The organism is Allomuricauda sp. CAU 1633, assembly GCF_017313225.1.
Lineage (GTDB): Bacteria > Bacteroidota > Bacteroidia > Flavobacteriales > Flavobacteriaceae > Flagellimonas.
Genome location: NZ_JAFLNE010000009.1, coordinates 31219 through 53708, shown reverse-complemented (window position 1 = coordinate 53708; position 22490 = coordinate 31219). Strand labels below are relative to the sequence as shown.

Sequence of the window (22490 nt, the reverse complement as noted above, 5' to 3'; positions counted from 1 at the left end):
ATCATTTTTTGGTCAATGAAATAAATAATGATGTGCCATGAAAGTGAAAGGTAAAACAGTTTTACTACTTCTATTGATAAGCACGCTATTTGTTCAGTGCAATAGCAAAGTAGACGAAAAGCCAACAGTGTACACCGTTGGAGATTCAACGGTTAAAAACGGCAGAGGGGATGGAGCAGGTGGCCTTTGGGGCTGGGGCGATTTTATTGGCCAGTTTCTGGACAGCACCAAAGTCAATGTAGAAAATCATGCCCTGGGAGGTACAAGCAGCAGAACCTATCAAAATCTGGGGCTTTGGGACACGGTCAACAACAAACTTAAAAAAGGTGATTTTGTACTGATTCAATTCGGTCATAACGATGATGGCCCCATCAATGATGACTTTAGGGCACGCGGAACTATAAAGGGCATTGGGGAAGAAACCGAGGAAATCGACAATATACTTACCGGTAAGCACGAAATTGTACATAGCTACGGGTGGTACATTCGTAAAATAGTGACTCAAACCAAGGAAAAAGGGGGAATCCCGATTGTTGTATCGCCAATTCCAAGAAATATTTGGGAGAATGGCAAAGTACCCAGAAATGATGAATCATATGGTTTATGGGCAAAGCAAATTGCTGAAGAAGAAGGCGTCACGTTCGTAGATTTGAACGGTAAAATGGTCGAGGTGATGAATGCCGAAGGAGAAGAGAAAGTTACCGGCTCCTACTTCTATAAAAAAGACCATACGCATACCTCAGCCCGCGGAGCTATGCTGGCATCTAAATTGATTTCGGATGAATTGCTAAAATCTGATGTATCATTAAAGGATTACATCTTGGATCAACCAAAAATTGTGTTGCCCAAAAAGAAAAATATATTTCTGATTGGGGACTCCACAATGGCAAATAATGGCGATGAAAATGCTGTTGGATGGGGCGTACCTTTTCCGATATTTTTTGATACCACCCGAGTCAATATCATAAACAAAGCAAGGGGTGGAAGGAGTACCCGTACTTTTGAATATGAAGGCCTTTGGGAAGCTGCAAAAAAAGAATTTCAAAAGGGTGATTTTGTCTTGATTCAATTTGGGCACAATGATGCAGGAAATATTGATAAAGCCAAATTTAGAGGCTCACTCAAAGGAATTGGTGATGAAACCCAAAATGTAATCAGGCCGGACAGCATTACTGAAACCGTGCACACTTTTGGATGGTACATGAAAAAATATATCCAAGAAGTCAAGGAAAAAGGGGCTGTTCCCATTGTTCTAAGCCTAACACCACGAAATGAATGGCCCAACGGAAAGGTTGAACGAAGAGATGACACCTACGTAAAATGGTCAAGGGAAACCGCCGAAATGGAAAATGCCTTTTATTTGGACATCAATGATAGTATCGCCGTCCGGTATGAGAATGTGGGCAAAGAAACTGTAAAGCCTTTTTTCCCCAGAGACCATACCCATACAGGCAAATTGGGTGCTGAATTCAGTGCCCAAACCATAGCCACCGCATTAAAGAACTTAAAGGAATGTGGTATTAGGGATTATATCGAAATCAGTCAATAACTTAATTACGTTATCCCTTACGAATCAATTCAGGGGAATTTCGTAATATTCCCCGTACCCAACAGGGTTGATTGCGATTTGGTCCAATACAATTCCGGTATGGCTCACGTATACTTTCAGTGTATGCATTCCTTCTTTTTCAATGGAAATTGGATGTAGAACCTTAACTGCGTTCCTTAGGACATTTTCCTTCCATTGAGGACTTCTTCCCTTTGAATTTAAAGGGTAGTATTGTGGAGAATCAGTATCAACGGATACTCCTAACTCAAAATCAAAATTGTTTGCATGGGTGGGCAAGGATCTAAGCTCAATCTCGTAATCTCCGGGCTTTTCAGCATGAAACTTATACTCCAAATACGGTTTGTCCTCCTTAAAATAATGGTTTTTTAAGGGGAACACCGTCATTCCCGCATTGCTATATCCTAGATTTTCAACTGGCTTCCATTGATAATCGTCAGGGGTATAGGAAAAATCAAAGTCATTCGCCTGTATAAATATGGGTTTCGAACTTTTTGCAGCGGGATTTTCATTAACAACACTGTCTTTGGTTTTATCCTTCATAGGGTAATTTGGCATTCCAAATACCGGCAAATTTCTTGGGCTCATACTCATCATGGCATTCCACTTACCATTATTAAGTTCATTGTAGTGATGGGTCAAGGCTACGATTTCGTCATAAGCCATTTGTACTTCTTCCGATAACTTGGCCTTTTCAGCGTCATCCTTTAACAATAGACTTTGGCTGGCCTTTAAAAATTTAAAATTCATCAACCCTGCTCCTTTTACAGGATATTCAACCAACTGAAAAAAGGCATCTTGCTTTTCTTGTGAAATCGTATTTTTTATATTCTCCACCCGTTCATAAAGCTTTTGATAAGCATCTATTCTTCGTTGCAGTTCATTATCATTTAACTGGGTAAATTGTGTAGGATTGTTACTGGTTGTGGGTTCGGTTTGCCCCCAACCCATGTACTCTGGTTTTCTTAAAAATGCAAGACGGTAATATTCCTGGAGTATTTCTGAAATTTCTTCTGCATTTTCATTGCCAAATTCCCTTTTTGCCCAATTCTTGTGATGATCGTTAATGGTATTTTCCTTGATGCAGGCAATGTCCCAAGCCAAATCAAGAAAAAGTTCCATATCATATTCAGCGGGCTTAATATCCCCAATATTGGCTATCCATATTTTTTTGGCCCCATTGGCATAGGCCCTGGACATTTCATACCATATCAACCCCGGTTGCGCCGTACTCAACCAAAGGTAATCATGGGGCCTGCCCCAATAGCTTAAATGATAATACACACCGCTTCCACCCGCTCTTTTTTGTTCCTCCTCATTGCTCAATCTTCTGATGTATCCATAGTTGTCATCCGTCCACATCAGTGTTACATCATCTGGAACGGACATGCCATTATCATACAAATCCAAAACTTCCTTATAGGGTATAAACACCTGTGGAATTTCTTCAATGGGTGTTTGAAAGGTATTTGAAATCATCTGTCTTTGGTTGGCAAATATGTCCTGCACCAATTCCATCCCTTCTTGCTTGCTCTGTACCCCTTCCATTCCACTGTCATGAATACCGCGCATCCCCAGTGTTAAAATGGTCTGGTTGTTACCTTGCTTAACTTCATCCAGTCGTGATTGCCAGTATGCGTTTATTTGATCTTTATTGATCACATAATTGTAGTCTCCCTGCTCATGGTCCCATTCAGATACATTGTTTCTAAGCATGGGCTCTGCGTGCGATGTTCCAATGACCATATGGTATTTTTGGGCCATCTCTTTGTTACCGTTTACCGTAAAGAAGCCTTGGGTGCAGGGATGCATGCCAGGCCATATGGTGTTTGCCTTTAAACGCAATAACAATTGAAATACTTTTTCATAGGTTTTTGGGCCGATATCTCCAGTTTCCGGTTCAAAGGTTTTTGCAGCCCACGGTTGCAAGCCCCAATCTTCATCATTTATAAAAATACCGCGATATTCAACCGAGGGAGACTCCGTAATGCCCTCTTCGGGCAAGTGGAGTTGTAGATTCTCCTTTTTTATAGGCCGAACATCCGCCCACCATTTCCAAGGAGAAACACCCAAGCATTCCGCAACTTCAAAAATCCCATATACCGTACCTCGCACATCGCTTCCAACGATAAACAGATTATTCTCTTGTTGGAGTATTGAAAATTTTTCCCAGTCACCTTCCATATCAAAAGGTGCCGCTGTTGAAGCATCTATCAATTCATCTTGAAACTGACCGATATAAATTCCCCCTGCAGAATTGATTTTTGAAGTAAACACAATCTCAGGTCGTTTCCCGGTCAGGTCTTCAATATCCGTTGCAAATTCTTCAGCTGCCCAACGTATTAACGCATCGCTGTTCTCATCAACAAAGATTGAAACAACATCATTGCCGTCATAAATAAGAAAACCGTCGCTTTTCTGCGAACATGAAGAAAAACAGATAAATAGTATACTACATAGAAATGTACCTAATGATTTCATGCCGATATCAATATTTTGTTTCAGCGGGCTGCTATTCAAATATGGTTAATTGTATGATAGTGTGTGATAGATTGGTTGTAATCAATACTCACAAGCAGACGGATCATCCTTAACATAGTAAGATTTATAATTCTTGGCTTTTGGATCCTTACATCCGCATAGGTTTAGGAGTTCCAAATTCCTAAAATTGATGGGGTGACTTTCTGCCTGAAGTGCAATATATCCCTCGGTTAAAATTTTCCCTTCTTTGGCAATCCATTCTTCCTTGTTGCCCACACCAAATCTATCCCAATCCTCACCTTCGTAAGCTTTACTGATAAATCCGCCACCAATTTGGGGTTTTTGGAATGCCAAGACCGTATCGTTTTCAATTATGAAAGTCATGGATTCGCCACCCATTACAATGGCTTCTGCACTAATCCATTGATCTCCGTAGTAGGTTTCCGATGAAGATGAAATGCAGTGGTCATAGTTGACTTCCCCATTCATCTCAACAGCTGTTCCCGGTGTGCAAACATTGCCCGTTGGCCGCTCCTTACCCTCTTCCAATCCGCCCAGAAATTGCATTTCTATGGAAACCGGAAAATCTTGGTCCATTCCATTGCTCGCTGCGGATTGGGAATGAAGCATGATACCACTATTTCTATTATTACCGGGCGTGCCCCCCTCTATTTGATCTCCAACAAATTGATAATCAAATCTAATTTTATAGTATGAAAAGGGTTTATGATAATAAACATGTCCGTACGCATCACCAAACGTATCATAATCATCGTAGGAAAGTTTTAAAATGCCGTCCTCGGCGCGCACTGTATTTTTGTAATTGACATTCAGGTCCTGACCGGAAAATTTCATCTCCCAACCCTCTAGATTCTCTCCATTGAACAATGAAACCCATGTCTCTTCTTCTGGATTTGTTTGCACTGGTTTTTTGTTCAAACATGCCATAAACTGCAAGGCAAGCAGTACCAATAGCATTTTGAACATCTGTTTTCTGAATTCATTTTTTCTTGTCTTAGTCCACATACGATTGCATTTGATGTATTCTTTATAACACTTTTATACCCTCGGGCGCATCCACTTCGGTCTTTACGTTGCCATCCTCCATTTTGGTATGCTTAATTTTCACAACTCCCATGGGCGTTGGAAAACTACCTTCTACCCACTCAAGGTCTCCCAAGTGAGGTTCTATCTTAATGGTTTTACAACCCGCCTCAAGAACCGTTACTCCCAAAACATTTTCACTTAACCATGCCGTTACCCCCGAGGACCAACCATGACATAAACTATGTCGGAAACTAGGATAGCAATATGCCCCAAATGAACCATGAATATCATTCATCCCCTCTGGCGTAAATTCATCAATACGCGCAGAGTTCATAATCCACTCAATATTAAAATCTTCCCAAAATGTAGTAGCACCCATATCCAACATTCCACCCCAATAGGCGTCTATGATATCCAATGCATCGTTATGGCGGTTTGCCAAAGACAGGGCATCGAGCATATAAAGCCCATAAAAGGTAGAGAATTCGGCTGCCCCATTAACACCCACCACATCATTGCACGCTTTCACGGGATCCATAATACCCGCCACTGCCATGAGGGCGGCAGCTTGTTTCAAATTATTATGGTCCATTATATTTTTGTTCAGTTTTTTGATGGACGCTTCACATTTGACAATGGATTCTTTTTCGTCCAACACTTCACACAGTTTTATGGCATCTTTCAAAGCCCAGACCAAAAGTGCACGATAGCCTGCCTCAACACCTTCTTTATTTGGGGTGGATGGCCAGTCTAAAAACCGGAATTCTCCCAAGGTTTCAGTTCCATTGTCATCAATCTTTGAAGAAATCTGATCAATCAACCCCACGATATAATCCTTGTGCTTCTTTAAAAAATCAATATCTGCATTTTGCATATACCAATCGTGATGAATGATCAAATACCAAAATGAATATGAGGTCATACCATTCATCCAATTGGGCAGAGGATATTGCTCACAGGCCAGATCAAGACTTTTCGGAACCACTTCGTTATAACCGAAGACTTTTGTAATGGTTTCAAGTTCTGGATGAAAATCTCCAAGCCAAACCAATCGATCTCGTTTAATGCCATCCCAAAGGTACTCTTGCATGTTCAGATGGGTGGTATAGGCCCCGGTAAGCCAAATGGAATCAAGTCTTGAATTGCTACTTTTAAAAGTACCCAAATACGGAATATCCCTATACCGCAAAATAGCTCTTGCTTCCTTAAGGTTGATGGTTGTATTTGGCTGCAATAAATCAATGCGAACAAATCGAAAGCCGGTATTCCCAATTTCAAACAGACCGGTTCTTGGAATTTCAACAATAATATCCCGCTTGGCATGATCATCGGTAGAAAAGCCCATTAACCAATCTGAATTATAGGTTTGACTGTTGACTTCCCCAACGGACTCCCCAAAACGAATCCGTACCAAAGAGGGTTCCCTTCTTGAAGAACCGCCCATAACCAACTGTAGACCTCCGTGCAGCTCCTTCCCATAGTCCAGGATAATGGAAGAGGTATCTATTTCGGTGCTTTTTATGGAGCAAAATTGAGTTACTCTACTCATATCGGACTGGCTGTTCCCTTTTTTTAAAAGCACATCTGTGTTTTTAACAAGTTCGCCGGAAGAATCGGAGGTCCATAATATCTTTATGGGTGAAATATAAGCCCTGGTCAGTTCATCTTTTTGAGCGATTCCCTCATATTCAGAACCAAATACGGGTGGGAGTTGGCCATAACTTGTTACTGTAATCAGTACAATCACAACGAGAGAAATAAAAGATTTCATGGACGTCCTATTTTAGTTTTTGATGAAGTGCATTTTTATAAAATCAATAAAAACATCATAATCGGAAGGCATTGAACCATGCCCCCCATCGTGCATATAATATCCAATATCACTTAGAACAGGGGTTTCCGCTGTGGGCCATTCAGAAGCACCCAGCCCTTTCTTTCCCAATAAATTATAAACGGGTTCCGCGGCCTTGGCAGCAACAAACTCCCCTTTTGGATCCGACCAACCATCGGTAATGCCCGTTTGTAACAACAATGGGCGCGGTGCAATCAAGGAAAGTAACATATGGGCATCAATAGGACTGCTATTGGGATTAAAAGCATATTTTGCACGATTTCCACAAAATTGGTAAAAGTATCTTGTGGGGTGTATCATGTGGGCAATGGTCTCACCGTACTGTCTTCTAGAAATGGCCGCTCCGCCTTCCCCGGAGCAACTGGCTATTACCATGCCATATCTTTCATCTATGGCTCCTGCCCACAAAGCTGTTTTTCCCAAACGGGAAATTCCATAGAGCGCAACTTTTTCCGAATCTATGTTATCATCGGTTTCGAGATAATCCATTACATGGCTGAGGCCCCAAGCCCATGCGGAAATGGTTCCCCACTCATCTGGAGCAGGATAATTGGCCCCTTCTTTCAGGTAATGACCCCTGATTCCGTTTTTAATCCCATTCGGAAAATCAGGTTCAATATCACCGTAATAAATAGTTGCTACACCAATTCCGTTGGAAATAAATTTTTCTACATCGAACGTACCGAATCTACGCCCTTCGGAAGCAGGAATCCTTTCTCCTTCCCGATTCCACATCATTCCTTCTCTTACCTCTGGGTCATCCACGGCAAGTGAATTGGGGCTAAAACCAATTTTAAGCAGTAACGGAGATGGTTTTTTGGCGCTGACCGGTACATAAATCAGTAAATCGGCCTTAAGCTTTGTGGTATCCTGGGTAAAAAATAAAGTAAGCTGGGTCCTTGTGGCCTTTCCATCAAGAGCCAAAGCTTGGCTTTCATATATTTTAAAACTTAACTTTCTTTCCTCAGGAAACTTTCCGAACTGTTCGCTCTTAAACAGTTCAAGTATCTCTGGACGCCTTTTTTTAAACCACTCTTCACCACTTTCTACCTTCTTCCCACTTTCCAAAACCAAAGGATCTGGCAACGTATAGGGCTTTATACTATCCTCATCATAATTAATATAGATTCCCGCCACCTCTGTCCTAACCTGTTGACCCATTGCTACAAAGGATAACAGTAGCGAAAAAAAACAAGCAGCTTTTAATTTCATAAGAATCGTTTAATTCATTTTTAAACGGACCATTACATTTGGGTAGTGGTATTATCCCAACAAAGAATCAATCCATGTGAAAAACTTCAATAAGTGGCTTCTCAATGGGTGAATTATCTTTATTGGTTTCCATAATATCGGCCATATAGGCCCACCATTTTTTTACAATGGGGTTGTTAGGTATCGATTCTCCTTCAAAACCATCCTTCAGTTTTTGAAAAGCGAACAGGACACCAGTTTCTCTGTCCAAAAAAATGGAGTAGTCCGAAATGCCAGATTCTGAAAGTAACTCAACCAATTCGGGCCATATTTCATCATGTCTTTTTTTGTATTCCGCTTCAAAGCCTGGCTTCAGCTTCATCGTAAATGCATTTCTATACATTACTTGGTTTTTAATTGCAGCGAACTGTCATTGATTTCAAACTCATTCTCTTTCAGCAATTGGATAACCTCAGCACCCGCCAACAGAACAGGTCCGTATCCATGGGCTGCATAAACGTTTATGGGGCGGTAGTAATAAAAAGCGGGGTCAAACCCCATACCTGTTCCTACACATGTGCCTTCAACATGACCCTTTTCGTTTACTTTGGTCGATACAGCATTCCATCCCAACAAAACCATTGGGGAATACGCCATTTTATCAATATAGCCCCTGTTAATGGCCCGGGCAATGGAATAGGTGAAAATAGCCGTTGCCGAAGTCTCCAGATAACTATCATTTCTATCGATCAATTGATGCCAAAAACCAGTACCTGATTGATATTTTGCCAATCCACTAATGTGGGCTTGCAATTGTTTTAAAACATCGTTATAACCTTCATGTTCTTTAGGGAGCACTTCCAGTAATTCCACCAATGTCATCACCGCCCAACCATTGGCACGTGCCCAATGAAACTGTGGATGTTCTTCCATTTCCTGTACCCAGCCATGCATATAGAGTCCTTTTTCAGTATTGAACATACGCTCAGAAAATTGACGGATTTGTTTTACGGCGTCATCAAAATATTTGGTGTCTCCAGTCAATTTACCCATTTGGGCAAGCGCAGGGACACTCATAAACATATCATCCAACCACAGTGTATTTGGCTTTGGTCTATTTCTTGCCAAGGTGCCGTCAGCCAAACGAAATTGTTTGTTGCTGATGTAATCGATAAAATTGTCTATCAAAGGCTGCAAATCTGCATCGAGCCCATTTCTTTTGGCTTTTATCATAGCTGCACAAATAGCACCTGAATCATCCAGGGCATGGGGCTGCAATGCTCGTCTTATTGGGGATGGAAATTTATCGTTTATGGCCAATTGTTTTTTGTAGTACGGTGCTATGCCAGCAATAAGTTGTAATCTTTTGTTGGTATAATCTGCATACTTTGCATCACCGGTAGCTTCTGTTAGGTGAAGCATTCCTGCATAGGTAACCCCCCATTCGTAACTGGTCAATCTAAAGGTACCTTCTTCAAAGACCGTATTTTCATTAAGGTCATCAAAATTGGTAATCTCCTCATTTGTTTCTTTGTCTATAACTTTTGATGCCGTTGAGGCTTCCAAAAAATCGTAAACCCTATCCAAAGTTGCGGTTACATCTTCTATTGATTTTGCTTCGTACGGAATTGGATATTCAGGTTGCATCAAGTGAAGCGGTGAGTTTACGTCGTTGACAACTTCCTCACTCTTTGTTTCTTCTTTTTCTGCAGATGGTTTACAAGCTATAGTAAGCAAGCTAGCGGATAAAACAGCCACCATGCCATACTTTATTTTTTTGATTTTACTCATTTTTATGTTTTTGATATCTATGTCAAATGGCAATTGATCACTCCTTATTTGTTCAACTCCAAACTGGCCAAAATGAATGGTCCTGTTCCCTTCGGGTCGTTATTGCGAATGGGTTCATTTATATAATATTCAAAGGAACCATCCCTATATGGGTTTCCTCCCAGCCCAGCGACCGAACAACATTTAGTAAGGTTTACAACGCCATTGTCCTCTACGGTTATCAGATTATCTATAATCCCCTTATAGGCTTTTTCTGCTACTGCCAAGTATTTATCCGGCAAATATCCTTTATGGGCTCCTTTGGCAAAAACATACGTAAACATGGAAGATCCTGTTGCTTCCAAATAATTACCTTCCCTATCCCCTAAATCCAAAACTTGATACCACAAACCACTTTCATCTTGAACCTTTACCACTGCTTCTGCGTATTGGTTTAAATAGGAAATCAATTTTTCCCTGCCCGGATGATTTTCGGGCAAAAAATCCAATACATCCACTAGGGCCATTCCGTACCATCCCATTCCCCTCGACCATAAATGCGGGGAATTACCTGTTTCCTTGTTTGCCCATTTCTGTTCTCTACTTTCATCCCAACCATGGTATAGAAGTCCTGTTTTTTCATCACGGGAATGTTTTTGGATCAAATCAAATTGCAAAACAATGTCATCATAGTTTTCCTGTGCTTTCTCATCATCCTCAATAAATGTCTTTGTGTAGAGCGCATGGAACGGCTCTGCCATGTATAAACCATCCAGCCACATTTGGTAAGGGTATATTTTCTTGTGCCAATATCCCCCATCTGAAGTTCTGGGCTGTGAACTCATTTGACTATTTAGGGTTTGCATAGCTTTTAAAAACCGTTCTTCCTTTGTTCTGTCATACAGATACAGCAGCACATCTCCAGACTTGATCATGTCCAGATTTTGGGAAGAAAGACTGTATGTTGCGATAGTTCCGGTACTATCAATCAAACTATCCGCATACTCATAAATGTAGTCGTAATACTTTTGATTACCGGTTTGTTCATACACCTTTGAACAGGCCATCAGCACCAGACCATTTGTATAGCTCCAACGGGGCGTGCTCACAAAATCCAACTTTGATGCTTCGGGAAAACGTATGATTTCCGACAGCATCATTCTTTCAGACCATTTAAGGTTCTGTGGAACCTCTACAATGGAATTTGTTTCATTTTTTCCCTCCTCCGGAGCTTTTTTAGCCTGCTTACAGCTCGTAAACAACAAGCCCACGATAACAAAGGGCAACAAATATGTTTTTAGATTTTTCATTTTTCCAATCAATACGTTTCTAAAGAAAATAAGGTAGCGCTATGAATAAATTGCTTGTTTTCAGGGACATGCAACTATTTTTCCTACCTAAAATTTAATATTCAACACCATTTATGGTGGTATTCTTAAAGGTCAACGGCTCAGAATTTTCTATGGACAATGGGGTTTCCACCCCCTTAATATGAACATTGGTCAATGTTACGTTTTTGACAGGATTTTCTGGTCGTCCTTTTATCAAAACCCCATATTTACCCCCATTTTCTACTTGTATGTTTTCTAAATGGATGTCCTTTATCGAAGGGATATAATCTCCTTCTTGATTTGCATAGATGCCGTAGTATGTATTTATTTTAAGTACGGCTTCCTTGACCTGCCCCACTTGAATGTTATCCACAAAAACATTTTCCACGAAACCACCTCTTACTGTATTGGTCTTTATGCGAATGGCCCGATCTAAATTTGGGCTATCCATTTTACAATTTCTGGTGAAAACATTCCGTACACCTGCAGAAATTTCACTACCAATAACAACACCTCCGTGGCCATCCAGCATGTTGCAATTTTCAACCACAATGTTTTCACTGGGTATGTTGACACGCCTTCCGTCATCATTTCTACCAGATTTAATGGCGATGCAATCGTCCCCTGTATCAAAAGTGCAATTGGTTATATGCACATTTTTTGAATATTCTGGATCACAGCCATCGTTATTGGGGCCATGGCTTCTTACGGTGACACCATCAACCCTAACATAATTGGATTTCATAGGATGAATGACCCAAAATGGTGCATTAACGAAAGTAACCCCTTCCACCAGTACGTTATCACACTCAAATGGCTCAAAAAAGGTAGGGCGCAATTGATGACCCTCACCAAATAATCGTTCTTCAACAGCTACATTGTCTTCCGACATTTTCCATAACCTAGGCAAATTATGTTCTTCTCTTTGTTGCGAATCCCCTTCTTGGTATCCATATCTTGGTGCCCCACACCAAGGCCACCAATTGGTTTCATTGGCCTGGCCATCAAAAGTGCCTTTGCCAGTTACGGCTATGTTGCTTTGTTTATAGGCATAGATAAGTGGGGAATAGTTCATTAACTCCATTCCTTCATAAGAGGTGTGGACAACGGGTAAGTAGTCATTTTTATCTTTTGAGAACAAAACAGTTGCCCCTTCTTCCAAATGAAGGTTTACATTGCTTTTTAAGTGAATGGGGCCGGTCAAGAAATTCCCTGAAGGGATAACCACTTTACCTCCCCCTGCCTCATTACAGACCCTTATGGCTTCCTCAATGGCTTGGGTGTTCTTTGTTTCTCCATCCCCTACGGCTCCAAAATCAACAATATTAAAGGTGTTATCAGCAAATTCAAGGACTTTAATATCCTTAATGATTTGGTCCGCCACATCAAAATTTGAAGCTTCTTGCTTTTCCTTAGAAGCTTCTGGTTTTTCCTTACAAGAGTCGAATAAAAATCCAACCATTGAGAGACTTAGTATATAACAAAATAAATAAAGTGTTTTGCTTCTCATTTTTGTAGTCTTCTGCTGTTACGTTACAATTGCAATGACCAACATAGTTGAATGCTGGACATATGTTATCGCACCCGATGTTAATTAATTATTTCCACTTTTACTTCTGCGGAAAGTTGGTCCACAAGTTGCTTTACATAATCCGCAAAGTAGGCCTCATCTTTAAAACCTACATCACTAAGTTCCCACCCTGCGACTGCATAATAATTGACAGGACTATTGTTGGAAATATGCAACTTGGCCAAATAGGCACTTGATAGTTGCCCTGTTGTTGGGGCCTCCATATGTCCTAAATAATGCTCTTTGGGAAGAATAAGGGCCATTCCCAACCACCATTCTTTGTCATAGGTTTGTTGGTCATGGGTATATAGCACTATATATTTTTCATTTTCGTCAATTATTGAAATAGGTTTTTCGGTATGAATTTTAGGTAGTCCAACAACCAAATTCTCATCACCCTCTAGACTGGTTATTGATACAGTATTCTTATACCCATATATTCCTGGATAAATTGCCGTGGTCTCTTTTACCGAATAATCCCTCTCATTGTTGGGTTTCCAGTTCTCATAAGAATATTGCATAACGGATTCCACGGGGCCTTCGGTTAAAATGTTGAACTTGGTTTTTTCGACATTATTTAAGGTGTCATCAACGGTAACGCCCAAGCGCATCAACTCATTTTCTGTGGCCAAAGCATATCCTCCAATTCCCACTGAATTTCCTACTGCCAATATATCCCTACCCCAGTCTTCCATTACATGATAGTTGTCAACAACTGCTCTACTGGAATCCAATCCAACGGTCTCAGGAGACATACCGCTTGTTTTTTTTCCAAAGAGGTCTTTTGCATTTCTTCCATCCAAGTAATGCCTAAAACCAATTTTATCATTCTCCCACATTGGACCATCAGTTTGGTATTGTTGGTATCCCAGTTTTTTTGGCATTTCAGCTGCCAACATCACTTCGGATGTTAAAGATTGTACGGGTTCATCTGCGGCACTTCTCTTTCCAAATTTCACACCGGTCCTTTTGGGATATTCGGGTGCTTTATTGTGCCATTCCAGAGTGAGGTTCTTTTCTTCATTGGCTGAAAAATTTGCAACAAAGAACAACTCATCCCATTTTTGATCACCATCCATATCATTTAATTGGGATGGGATGGTATCCTGGCCACTTATCACTAATGGGTATTTATTGATGGAATCAATTTGGGCAATTAAATCCCTGTTTATGGATATGGGCTTGTCCGTCAACTCAATGCTTGAGCCATTTATCAAGACAATCTCAGTCTTCTCATCTTTTTTTTCAACATTGCATGCCAGAAAAAGTAGAGCCATGCTGAGTAATGGATAGGTTGCTTTTTTCATTTCCAATATATTCTGTGATCAATTAAAACTTTATCTATAAATAATCTCAAGAGTTAAAGGCCTTTTACAAAAAAAGTAAAGCTTTCATCCCCTTACACAAATAAATATTTTAAGGGGAGTTTTAATTTAATGGTCTCCGGTACGCTATCATAAAAACCCCTATTTCATAAAAATAATGGGTTTAGGAAAAGGCTTAACCAAAAAATATTTTTCTTAAAATAATTTAAGGCCCCAATAAAAATGTTGTTGAGGCCTTAAATCATGAAACTCCTATTTAGCTATGTATTCAAATCAGTAATATTTGATTCTTTCATACCTACATCATTACACTTTGTTTATACTGTGCAGATACGGGAAAGACATTAATAGCCTGGGTTTTGCATAGCATCTTTTTGTTCAGGAGTCAAAGGTGTTCCTTCACTATTATATACAGCATCAATATGAGTTTGTGGAATAGGCCTTAAAACATGAAAGTCTTGAATATTTGGAGAAGCCTCAGGATTATATTCCCTAGCCCTAGCCACCAAAGTCAAAGTTCTGCTCAAATCTTCCCAACGGTGCCATTCACCCATCAGTTCTCTTGATCTTTCATTCAGAAGAAAACACATCATACGATCATAATCACCACCGTAGCCCAATGTGGCAATAATTGCCTCATCCTCTGCTGGCAAATTAGCGATATCGGTAACTGTTAGGTCAGTGGCAGCAGTAGTTACGGGTATACCATTGGATTCATAATATGAATTCTCGTTCATATATGAATTATCCTCAAAAGGCTGCGAGAAATCTGAAGTTGGATACGCCTCAGCACCATCTTCATAATAAGCACGATCCTCCCCTGCTTTATATGTGGCTCTATTCCTAACATCATTGATATAGGGCAACGCTTGTGCATAATTCCCCAAACGGATATGTGCCTCAGCAGCCATCAAATACGTTTCAGCCGAACGGGCCAAAATCTCGTCACGCATTCCCCTGTTATCATTTATAGAGTTTCTAGAAGAATCAAAATGCTTTGTTAGAGAAGGAAATCTAGGTTCTGCAAATAACCCTACACCATCATTAGCGTGTGCCACATAAACGTGCGGGATAGGTTTACCATTATATAGAATACCAGGATCGTTATTGTTTCTTGTGTTGGCAAACCTAGTGTCATCAGGAGAATTAATGATATACATTATTCCTAAATCAACCCCTGGAATATATTCAATTCCATCAAATTCTCCTCCTCGATTAACCCTATGCTTGGTCCTGAACGTTTTCCAAAAACGGGAATCATTTACTTTATCGTAAACATCATAAGTGAAATAGGTTGCCGCCAAACGACTGTAGGGCCTCATACCTGTTAAATCACGCTTCATGGTTGTCATATCATCATAACGCGCCGTAAATGCAACATGGTTAAAATTACTATAACTAGCATGGGTTGCCTTAGTAAATTGGGCCGATAAAATCAATTCCGGCAAAAATTCACTGTCATCATCAGGCTGGGTAAACCTCCATAGTTCTTGAAAATTACTGGCCAATGGGTGATTTGCAATTACTTCATCGGACAACTGTATCACTCTTGCCAAATCAGCGGCTTTTGTATCCCCATTCCATGCATCGTTGATTTCACTGGCACGAGTTAAATGCGCCTTTGCCAAATAATGGGCTACAGCATCCCTTGTTATATTAACCGGAGCTTGGCGCGAATTATCCAACAAATTATAAGCCTGGTTCAAATCATCAATTATTTGTGCCAATACTTCTTCAGCTGATGCACGTGCAAATTCCAACTCTAAGGTATTACTTGGTTCAAGCTTTAGAGGCACACCGCCATACTGCCTAACCAATTTTAAATAGTTATAGGCTCTTAGAAAGTAGCCTTCTCCCAGCGCAACTTGTTTTACGGCAGGATTTGAAGACTCAATATTCGTGGCTGCCTGAATCAATTGATTGGTCATGCCAATAGCAATCCAATACCTATCCCAAGCATGCTCAGCTTGGGTTCTGGTTGTTTGAACAATGGGGCCAAAGGTAGCATCATAATTGTTCCAAGAGCTATTGGTGGCATCACCCCCTACATGAAACTCATCGGTCCCATAATTGGTAGTGGCAAATTGCTCTTCCCCTTGAAAAATAGCAGCCAATGATCTTTGGTTTGCACCAACCGCCAACTGTATAATTCCTTCTTCAGTTTCAAAGAAAGTATTATCCCTTTGCGTTGTTAAAGTCTCATCCAAAAATGAATCTTTGGTACAGGAAGAAAGTATACTGCCTAGAAAAACCAGAGCAGCGAACAGCTTCGAGTAATGTTTTATATTATTTTTCATTTTCTTTATATTATTTAGTTTCATAGCTTAAAATTCAATGTTGATTCCAGTAGTTATTCCTCTCAGGGAATTAGACCTTCTTACATCCAAGTCTATCCAATCCACGTTTGAGAAAACCATACCAGGGTTTAATGCCTGGGCATATATTCTCAATTTGGACAGCCCTAAGCTTTCCGTAATTTTATCAGGAAAGGCATAGCCCAATGAAATATTTCTGATTTTCAGAAAAGAACCATTTTTGTATCCTAAAACATCATCGTACGGATCTCCTGTACCTTGCGTAAAAATAGGTCTCTGGTATTCAGCATCGGTATTAATCGGTGTATAGTAATCCACTCTTCGGTGGTTTCCTCTACCGCCCAATCCTTCTCCTCCAGTATTGTAAATGTAATCGAACCTACCGTACAAAAATATGGACAGGTCAAGACCTTTATAGGAAAAAGTGTTTGTGATACCGGCAATGAATTTTGGGATTTCACTTCCAATTATCACGCGATCATCATCAGGATCTATCCTATTATCCCCATTTTGATCGACAGGGCGAGCATTTCCCGCTATAAAAGCATGGCCGTTTGCATTGAACAAAGCCATTTCTGCAGCATCCTCTTCTTGCCAAATACCGTTTCCTTGATAACCGTAAACAACATCTTGTGACTCACCAATAAACCATTCATTGACAATGTCATCATTTGTACCATCGGCTAATTCCACAATTTCATTGGTTTGGTAAGAACCGTTAAAATCTGTGGTCCATTCAAAGCCATTCGTTTTAACATTAACGGTACTGAGCGTTAAGTCAATACCACTGGATTTTGTTTCCCCAATGTTGGCAAAGGTGGCATCATAACCCGTAACGGTGGGTATTGCTTTTAGAAGCAACAAATCGTCAGTATTGGACTTATAAAAATCCAAAGCCCCGGATATACGGCCTCCGAGCAAGAAAAAGTCTAGACCCACGTTGTATTGGGTTGTTTTTTCCCAACCCAGTTCATTATTTGCCAAAAGGGTATAATCTTCATCATCTACTTCTGATACACCTGGCACCACTGCTGGCGAAGTACCACCTCCTTGAGCATAAAACAATGGTGACAACCCTCCTTTGGTTGAATAGGGATCAATTGCAGAGTTCCCCGTGACACCTACACCAACACGCAATTTTAATTGGTTGATCCAACTTGAATTTTCCAAAAAGCTTTCTTTGGACACATTCCACGCCAGTGCAGCACTAGGGAAAAAATCCCATTTATTTCCATCCGCCAACTGGGAAGCCCCATCGTATCTACCGGATAAGGTCAATAAGTACTTATCTGCATAGTTGTAGTTTACACGAGCCATATAGGAAGACAATTGTCTTTCACTAATATTGGAATCAAAACCGGAAAGTGTAACGTTATTGGAATTCAAAGCATTCCATTTTTGGTCTGCGAAAGGAATATTCTCTGCATTCATGGAACTTCCTTCTTCATCAAACTCTGTTTGACTCTGTAGCAATGTAACACCTAAGGTATGATCGCCAAAGGTTCTGTCATAATACAACAGGTTATCCAAGGTATAGGAGAACCTTTGTCTGTTTTCCAAAGAAGCATAACTAGAACCTGTTCTAACAACAGATAGTCCGTCAATAAAAATACCTCGACGATAGTCTTCTATATCTGGGCCAAAATTGGTGCGAAACTTAAGTCCCTTCAATACCGGTGTAATTTCGCCTATGTCAACTTGGGCATAAAAACTGGCAAAAGCTCTAAGCAAAACTCGTTGGTCTTGGGAATACTTATCTTCGTCAATCACCGTTTTAATGGCAATATCCCCTCCAGGAAAATCAATCCTGTTACCTTCTTCATCGTAGGGAACCCCATATTGCATAATTCTACGGGCACTATCATATAATCCACCAGTGGCGGATACCGCACTACTTCCTGAATTTGATTGACCAAATTCTTGGATACTGCGGGATGCATTTATAGTTCCCCCAAATGAAAACCAATCCTTGGGAGTAAGATCAACACTTACTATTGCATTGTACCGTTTAAAATTTTGTCCTATAATGACACCTTCATTATCGACTACCCCAAAAGACCCATAGGCTTTCATTTTTTCAGTACCCCCACTTACGCTAAGGGTATGTTGGGTTGTCATTGCTGTCCGGGTGATAAAATCGGTGAAATCCGTATTTCGGAGTCTTGAACCGTCCCAAGTTCCTCCAACCCATCCACTTCGAATATTGTCAAGGGCTACTTCATCACCTGCAAGTATATCTAAATCATTGGCCAAGGTTGGCTGATCACCTCTTGGATACACTTCAGGATTTACATAATAATAGGCCCAACGACGATAATCCACATATTCACTGGCACTGAAATTTGGAGCCCTTTCAACGACTTCTTGTAATTGCATCGAGCTATTTAAACTAATGGTCATTCTTCCAGCCTTACCCCTTTTTGTTGTGATGATGACCACACCGTTTGCTCCACGTGATCCGAAAATAGCAGTGGCAGATGCATCTTTCAAAACATCGATTGACTCAATATCCGCTGGGTTAATGTTATTGATCCCTCCGGATGTCAATGGGATTCCATCCAACACATAAAGCGGAGAATTTGATGCAGTTAGGGAACGTACACCTCGTATGGTAATATCTGGTACTTCCCCAGGTCGTTCGTTGGTAGTGATATCAACACCGGCCGCTTTACCCTGCATGGCTTCAACGGCATTGTTTACCGGACGGGAACCAAGATCTTCGGCATCTACCCGTACGAGAGACCCTGTTAAGTCCGATTTCTTTTGTGTACCATAACCTACCACAATAACTTCATCCAGTTGTTGTGAGTCTTCTTCCAAGACTACATTAATGGTAGTTTGGTTTCCAACTGTAACTTCAGCTCTTTGAAAACCAATAAACGAGAAAACGAGCACGTCGTCCCCGTCAATGAGTTGAATGGAATAGTTTCCATCAAAATCCGAGACAACACCATTTGTGGTGCCTCTTTGAACAATATTGGCCCCAGGTATGGGTTGTCCATCTGTAGATGTAATTGTTCCATTAATGACTTTTCCCTGGGCATATATACCCACCGAAAAAACCATAAAGCATATGAAAAATGCCTTTTTTAAGATTTTTTCATAATTGTTTTTCATAATTTTTATTTGTTTAGTTTGGCCTCTTAGTTGGCATAAAAAATTTCATGTTGGTCAATATTATTAAAACACTATCAAATTTGCATCCTGTACTATCCTGAACTGGTTATATCATAAAAATGGCATGAGTATTTTTAGAATACCTGAATTTTGCAAAATGAACACCCCAGATTACTACCAAGAAACTCTTCCACTTATTTTAATTTGACCAAAAGTCAATAATGATGGCCATGTATTTAGGTTCCTTTTTTTATAGGAATACAAATGGAATGCCCAGCCGCAAAGCGTCCGGGAGCCAACGGGTTAAGCTTAGTAGGAATCGGAAATCTATATATTGCAAAGCACAGCTACAAACAAGCCCTCTTTTAATACAATTGTACGCTTGTAAATAATAAAGTGGTACTACCTCCTAAAAATGGGAGGGTTAGTTTATTCCATTTTATAAATTTCACTGCCCGCAAGCAAAAAACATCCTAACCCATAGTCCTCAAAGTCAGGGATTTTGTCAAAAGATAATGGTTGGCCCGTACTTGGTTCTTTTCCTGTGGATTGCACGTATCCCAAAAAACCATTATCATGTAAACCATCTTCTATCATGGCGTCCCATCCCTTTTTAATGGTAGGGAGATATTTGTCCTTATCCAGAATGCCATTATTAACGCCATAGGCCATGGCATAAACAAACAGGGCTGTTCCTGTTAATTCCTTTCCACCAAAGTTGTTGGGATCATGCAGACTTGAATTCCAAAAACCGTCCTTGCGCTGAATCGGAATCAGGGCCTCTGCCATGGCCTGCAAATCTGCAACATATTCTTCCCTATGCGGTGTGCCTTCTGGAACAATGTCCAATACTTTTGCCAAAGCTCCAATTACCCAGCCATTTCCCCTACTCCAATAACAGTCCTCGCCATTGGGTTCCTTATATGGCGGATCATAATCCTTATCGCGCCACCACAGGCCATCTTTTGGATTGTACAGCCCATTGTCCCCATGTTTGTTCCGGGTGTACATGTACATTTCATACATTTTCTCAAAATAGCGGTTGTCGTTTTCCAAAACTCCCATCTTAGCGAACACCGGCATTCCCATCTGTATGGCATCTATCCAGGACCAATCGTCTAGCTGGGGCGTGTTCAACAACATGTTCATGGTTGCTCTCGTGCTTTTGAGTTTTTTAGAATCGGGTTCCAAATTATATAAATCTATATAGGTCTGTGCCGCGCAATAATCATCCGCATTACGGTTTGCTGTACCATATCTAAAATTCCATTTATGAAATTCTGCCCAATCAAAAGCATAATCGTAGTATTCTTCTTTTGGGTAGATTTCATATAAGGCCATTAAACCTTCATAGTATACGCCTCGCGTCCAAATATTACTGGGTCTTTCCCTGTTTGTGACTATAGTTTTACCAACGTCGGGCCATTTTTCCATGAAATATTTGTTGGCCAATTGCATTTGTTGCAAGACTTCATCTCTGTCAAATTGTTGTGCGAAGGTTACGGAAACCGATAGAAAAATTAGGACTATGATTGATTTTTTCATTTTTATTGATTCATACATTTAAACTTTCAACATAATTTGACAACAAGAAATTTTAGTTGTCATTAAAATTTAGAACATGTTCGTGGATGTGCTTTTTTATAGTTAAAGTATCCGTAACAACATGTTTTAAATTAACATTCTCTATAGGCATTTCTTCTTGCCCTAAAATTCTTGAAACGAATTCCATATTCATTGCCTTAATGTTTTCCAGGTAAACATTTTTAATAGGCGTAAGCTTTCGTTCTATGGTTGGTACTAAATCCTTCCATTGGTACAATACATCGGTTTCAATTCCCAGAACTCCTTTTTCTATATTCCCGGATGTTATGTTGTTCATATAAATACCATTAACGTATCCGCCACGACGCTCGTTGGTTTTAATGAACAGTAGATGAAACATTTTGGCATCTTCCGACACATTACAGTTTTCCATAAAAATGTTTTCTACACCACCGGATAATTCACTGCCTATTGCCAACAATTGATGGCCGTTCTTTACCGTACAGTTTCGTATTACTATATTTTTTGAAGGGGTGTTCAATCGCCACGCATCTTGGTTTCTACCAGATTTTACTGCTATTGCATCGTCTCCTTGGTCAAATACGCAATTCTCAATCAACATATTTTGGCTCATTTCTGGGTCAACACCATCATTGTTATGCCCGTGGGCATAAACATTAATATTCCTTATCACAACATTTTTTGATAAGTAAGGGTGAATAGTCCAAAAAGGGCTATTGGTAATTTTTACGCCTTCAAGCAAAATGTTTTCACTTCTGTTAAATTGAATGAGTTGAGGTCGGAAATTCGCACTGTCATTTACCATTTGCCTTTCAATAACGGCGCTATTATTTGAAGCTAGCATGTATAATCTTTTCAGATTTTCCATATGCCCTGAAGGACGTGCAAACCATTTTTCCCACACATCCATTTTTGCTTTTATTTCCCCTTCGCCGGTTATGGCCACATTTTCGCATTCGTAAGCATAGATTAAAGGAGAATAATTATAGCATTCCATGCCTTCCCAAGTAGTGTGTACCGCTGGAAGGTAATCGTTTGGGTCTTCAGAAAAAAGAAGCGTTGCACCTTTGGCCAGATGTAAGTTTACATTACTTTTTAAATGAATTTTTTTTGTTATCCATTCTCCCTGTGGAATAACAACTGTGGCACAACCCATTTTATTTGCTTTCTCAATGGCCCTTTCTATTGCTAAGGTATTTTTGTCTTTATCGCCTAAAACGGCTCCAAACTCTAGAATGGACAGTTTTGGACATTCACTAAAATTGGGCACCTTTATTTTTGGCATGTCAAAAGGTGCACTAACGGCTATTTCTTCAATCTTAATTTTGAATGTTTCATCCTTGCAACCATGAAAATTT

At 40.2% G+C, this 22490-nt stretch carries 14 protein-coding genes; 1 reads left to right on the top strand and 13 read right to left on the bottom strand.

Features of this window, described 5'->3' with window-relative positions; genetic code table 11:
* Window positions 1–37 precede the first annotated feature (37 nt).
* Window positions 38–1549 carry a rhamnogalacturonan acetylesterase gene (locus J0X14_RS17375; protein ID WP_207099093.1) on the top strand — a complete coding sequence of 504 codons (1512 nt, stop codon included), beginning with the start codon at window positions 38–40 and terminating at the stop codon, window positions 1547–1549.
* Between the two features lie 24 nt (window positions 1550–1573).
* On the opposite strand, the gene J0X14_RS17370 is transcribed toward J0X14_RS17375, so the two are convergent.
* From J0X14_RS17370 to J0X14_RS17310, 13 genes are all read right to left on the bottom strand, one after another.
* Entirely contained in the window at window positions 1574–4048 is a 2475-nt protein-coding gene (locus tag J0X14_RS17370; RefSeq protein WP_207099092.1) for a glycosyl hydrolase 115 family protein, read from the bottom strand.
* A gap of 81 nt (window positions 4049–4129) precedes the next feature.
* On the bottom strand, window positions 4130–5074 hold the full coding sequence (locus tag J0X14_RS17365; RefSeq protein WP_207099091.1) for a DUF1080 domain-containing protein: 945 nt from the start codon (window positions 5072–5074) through the stop codon (window positions 4130–4132).
* Window positions 5075–5096: 22 nt separating this feature from the next.
* Entirely contained in the window at window positions 5097–6866 is a 1770-nt protein-coding gene (locus J0X14_RS17360; RefSeq protein WP_207099090.1) for an alpha-L-rhamnosidase C-terminal domain-containing protein, read from the bottom strand.
* Between the two features lie 12 nt (window positions 6867–6878).
* Window positions 6879–8159 (bottom strand): hypothetical protein, encoded by a 1281-nt coding sequence (locus J0X14_RS17355; RefSeq protein ID WP_207099089.1) that lies wholly within the window; start codon window positions 8157–8159, stop codon window positions 6879–6881.
* Window positions 8160–8226: 67 nt separating this feature from the next.
* Window positions 8227–8541 carry an L-rhamnose mutarotase gene (gene rhaM / locus J0X14_RS17350; RefSeq protein WP_207099088.1) on the bottom strand — a complete coding sequence of 105 codons (315 nt, stop codon included), beginning with the start codon at window positions 8539–8541 and terminating at the stop codon, window positions 8227–8229.
* Window positions 8541–9929 carry a glycoside hydrolase family 105 protein gene (locus tag J0X14_RS17345; protein WP_242528080.1) on the bottom strand — a complete coding sequence of 463 codons (1389 nt, stop codon included), beginning with the start codon at window positions 9927–9929 and terminating at the stop codon, window positions 8541–8543. The genes rhaM and J0X14_RS17345 overlap by 1 nt, the downstream gene beginning before the upstream one ends.
* 44 nt (window positions 9930–9973) lie before the next feature.
* On the bottom strand, window positions 9974–11218 hold the full coding sequence (locus tag J0X14_RS17340) for a glycoside hydrolase family 105 protein (RefSeq protein WP_207099087.1): 1245 nt from the start codon (window positions 11216–11218) through the stop codon (window positions 9974–9976).
* Between the two features lie 94 nt (window positions 11219–11312).
* Window positions 11313–12701 (bottom strand): glycoside hydrolase family 28 protein, encoded by a 1389-nt coding sequence (locus tag J0X14_RS17335; RefSeq protein WP_207099086.1) that lies wholly within the window; start codon window positions 12699–12701, stop codon window positions 11313–11315.
* A 128-nt stretch (window positions 12702–12829) separates the two neighbouring features.
* Window positions 12830–14116, bottom strand: a complete 1287-nt coding sequence (locus J0X14_RS17330) for a DUF4861 domain-containing protein (protein ID WP_207099085.1) — start codon at window positions 14114–14116, stop codon at window positions 12830–12832.
* 362 nt (window positions 14117–14478) lie between these two features.
* Complete coding sequence (locus tag J0X14_RS17325) at window positions 14479–16431, bottom strand: RagB/SusD family nutrient uptake outer membrane protein (RefSeq protein WP_207099084.1); 1953 nt, start codon at window positions 16429–16431, stop codon at window positions 14479–14481.
* A 27-nt stretch (window positions 16432–16458) separates the two neighbouring features.
* Window positions 16459–19566, bottom strand: coding sequence for a SusC/RagA family TonB-linked outer membrane protein (locus J0X14_RS17320; RefSeq protein ID WP_207099083.1), 3108 nt, complete (start codon window positions 19564–19566; stop codon window positions 16459–16461).
* Between the two features lie 429 nt (window positions 19567–19995).
* Window positions 19996–21111 (bottom strand): glycoside hydrolase family 88 protein, encoded by a 1116-nt coding sequence (locus J0X14_RS17315; RefSeq protein WP_207099082.1) that lies wholly within the window; start codon window positions 21109–21111, stop codon window positions 19996–19998.
* A gap of 52 nt (window positions 21112–21163) precedes the next feature.
* Window positions 21164–22417: a glycoside hydrolase family 28 protein gene (locus tag J0X14_RS17310; RefSeq protein ID WP_242528079.1), complete on the bottom strand. Its 1254-nt coding sequence runs from the start codon at window positions 22415–22417 to the stop codon at window positions 21164–21166.
* Window positions 22418–22490 lie beyond the last annotated feature (73 nt).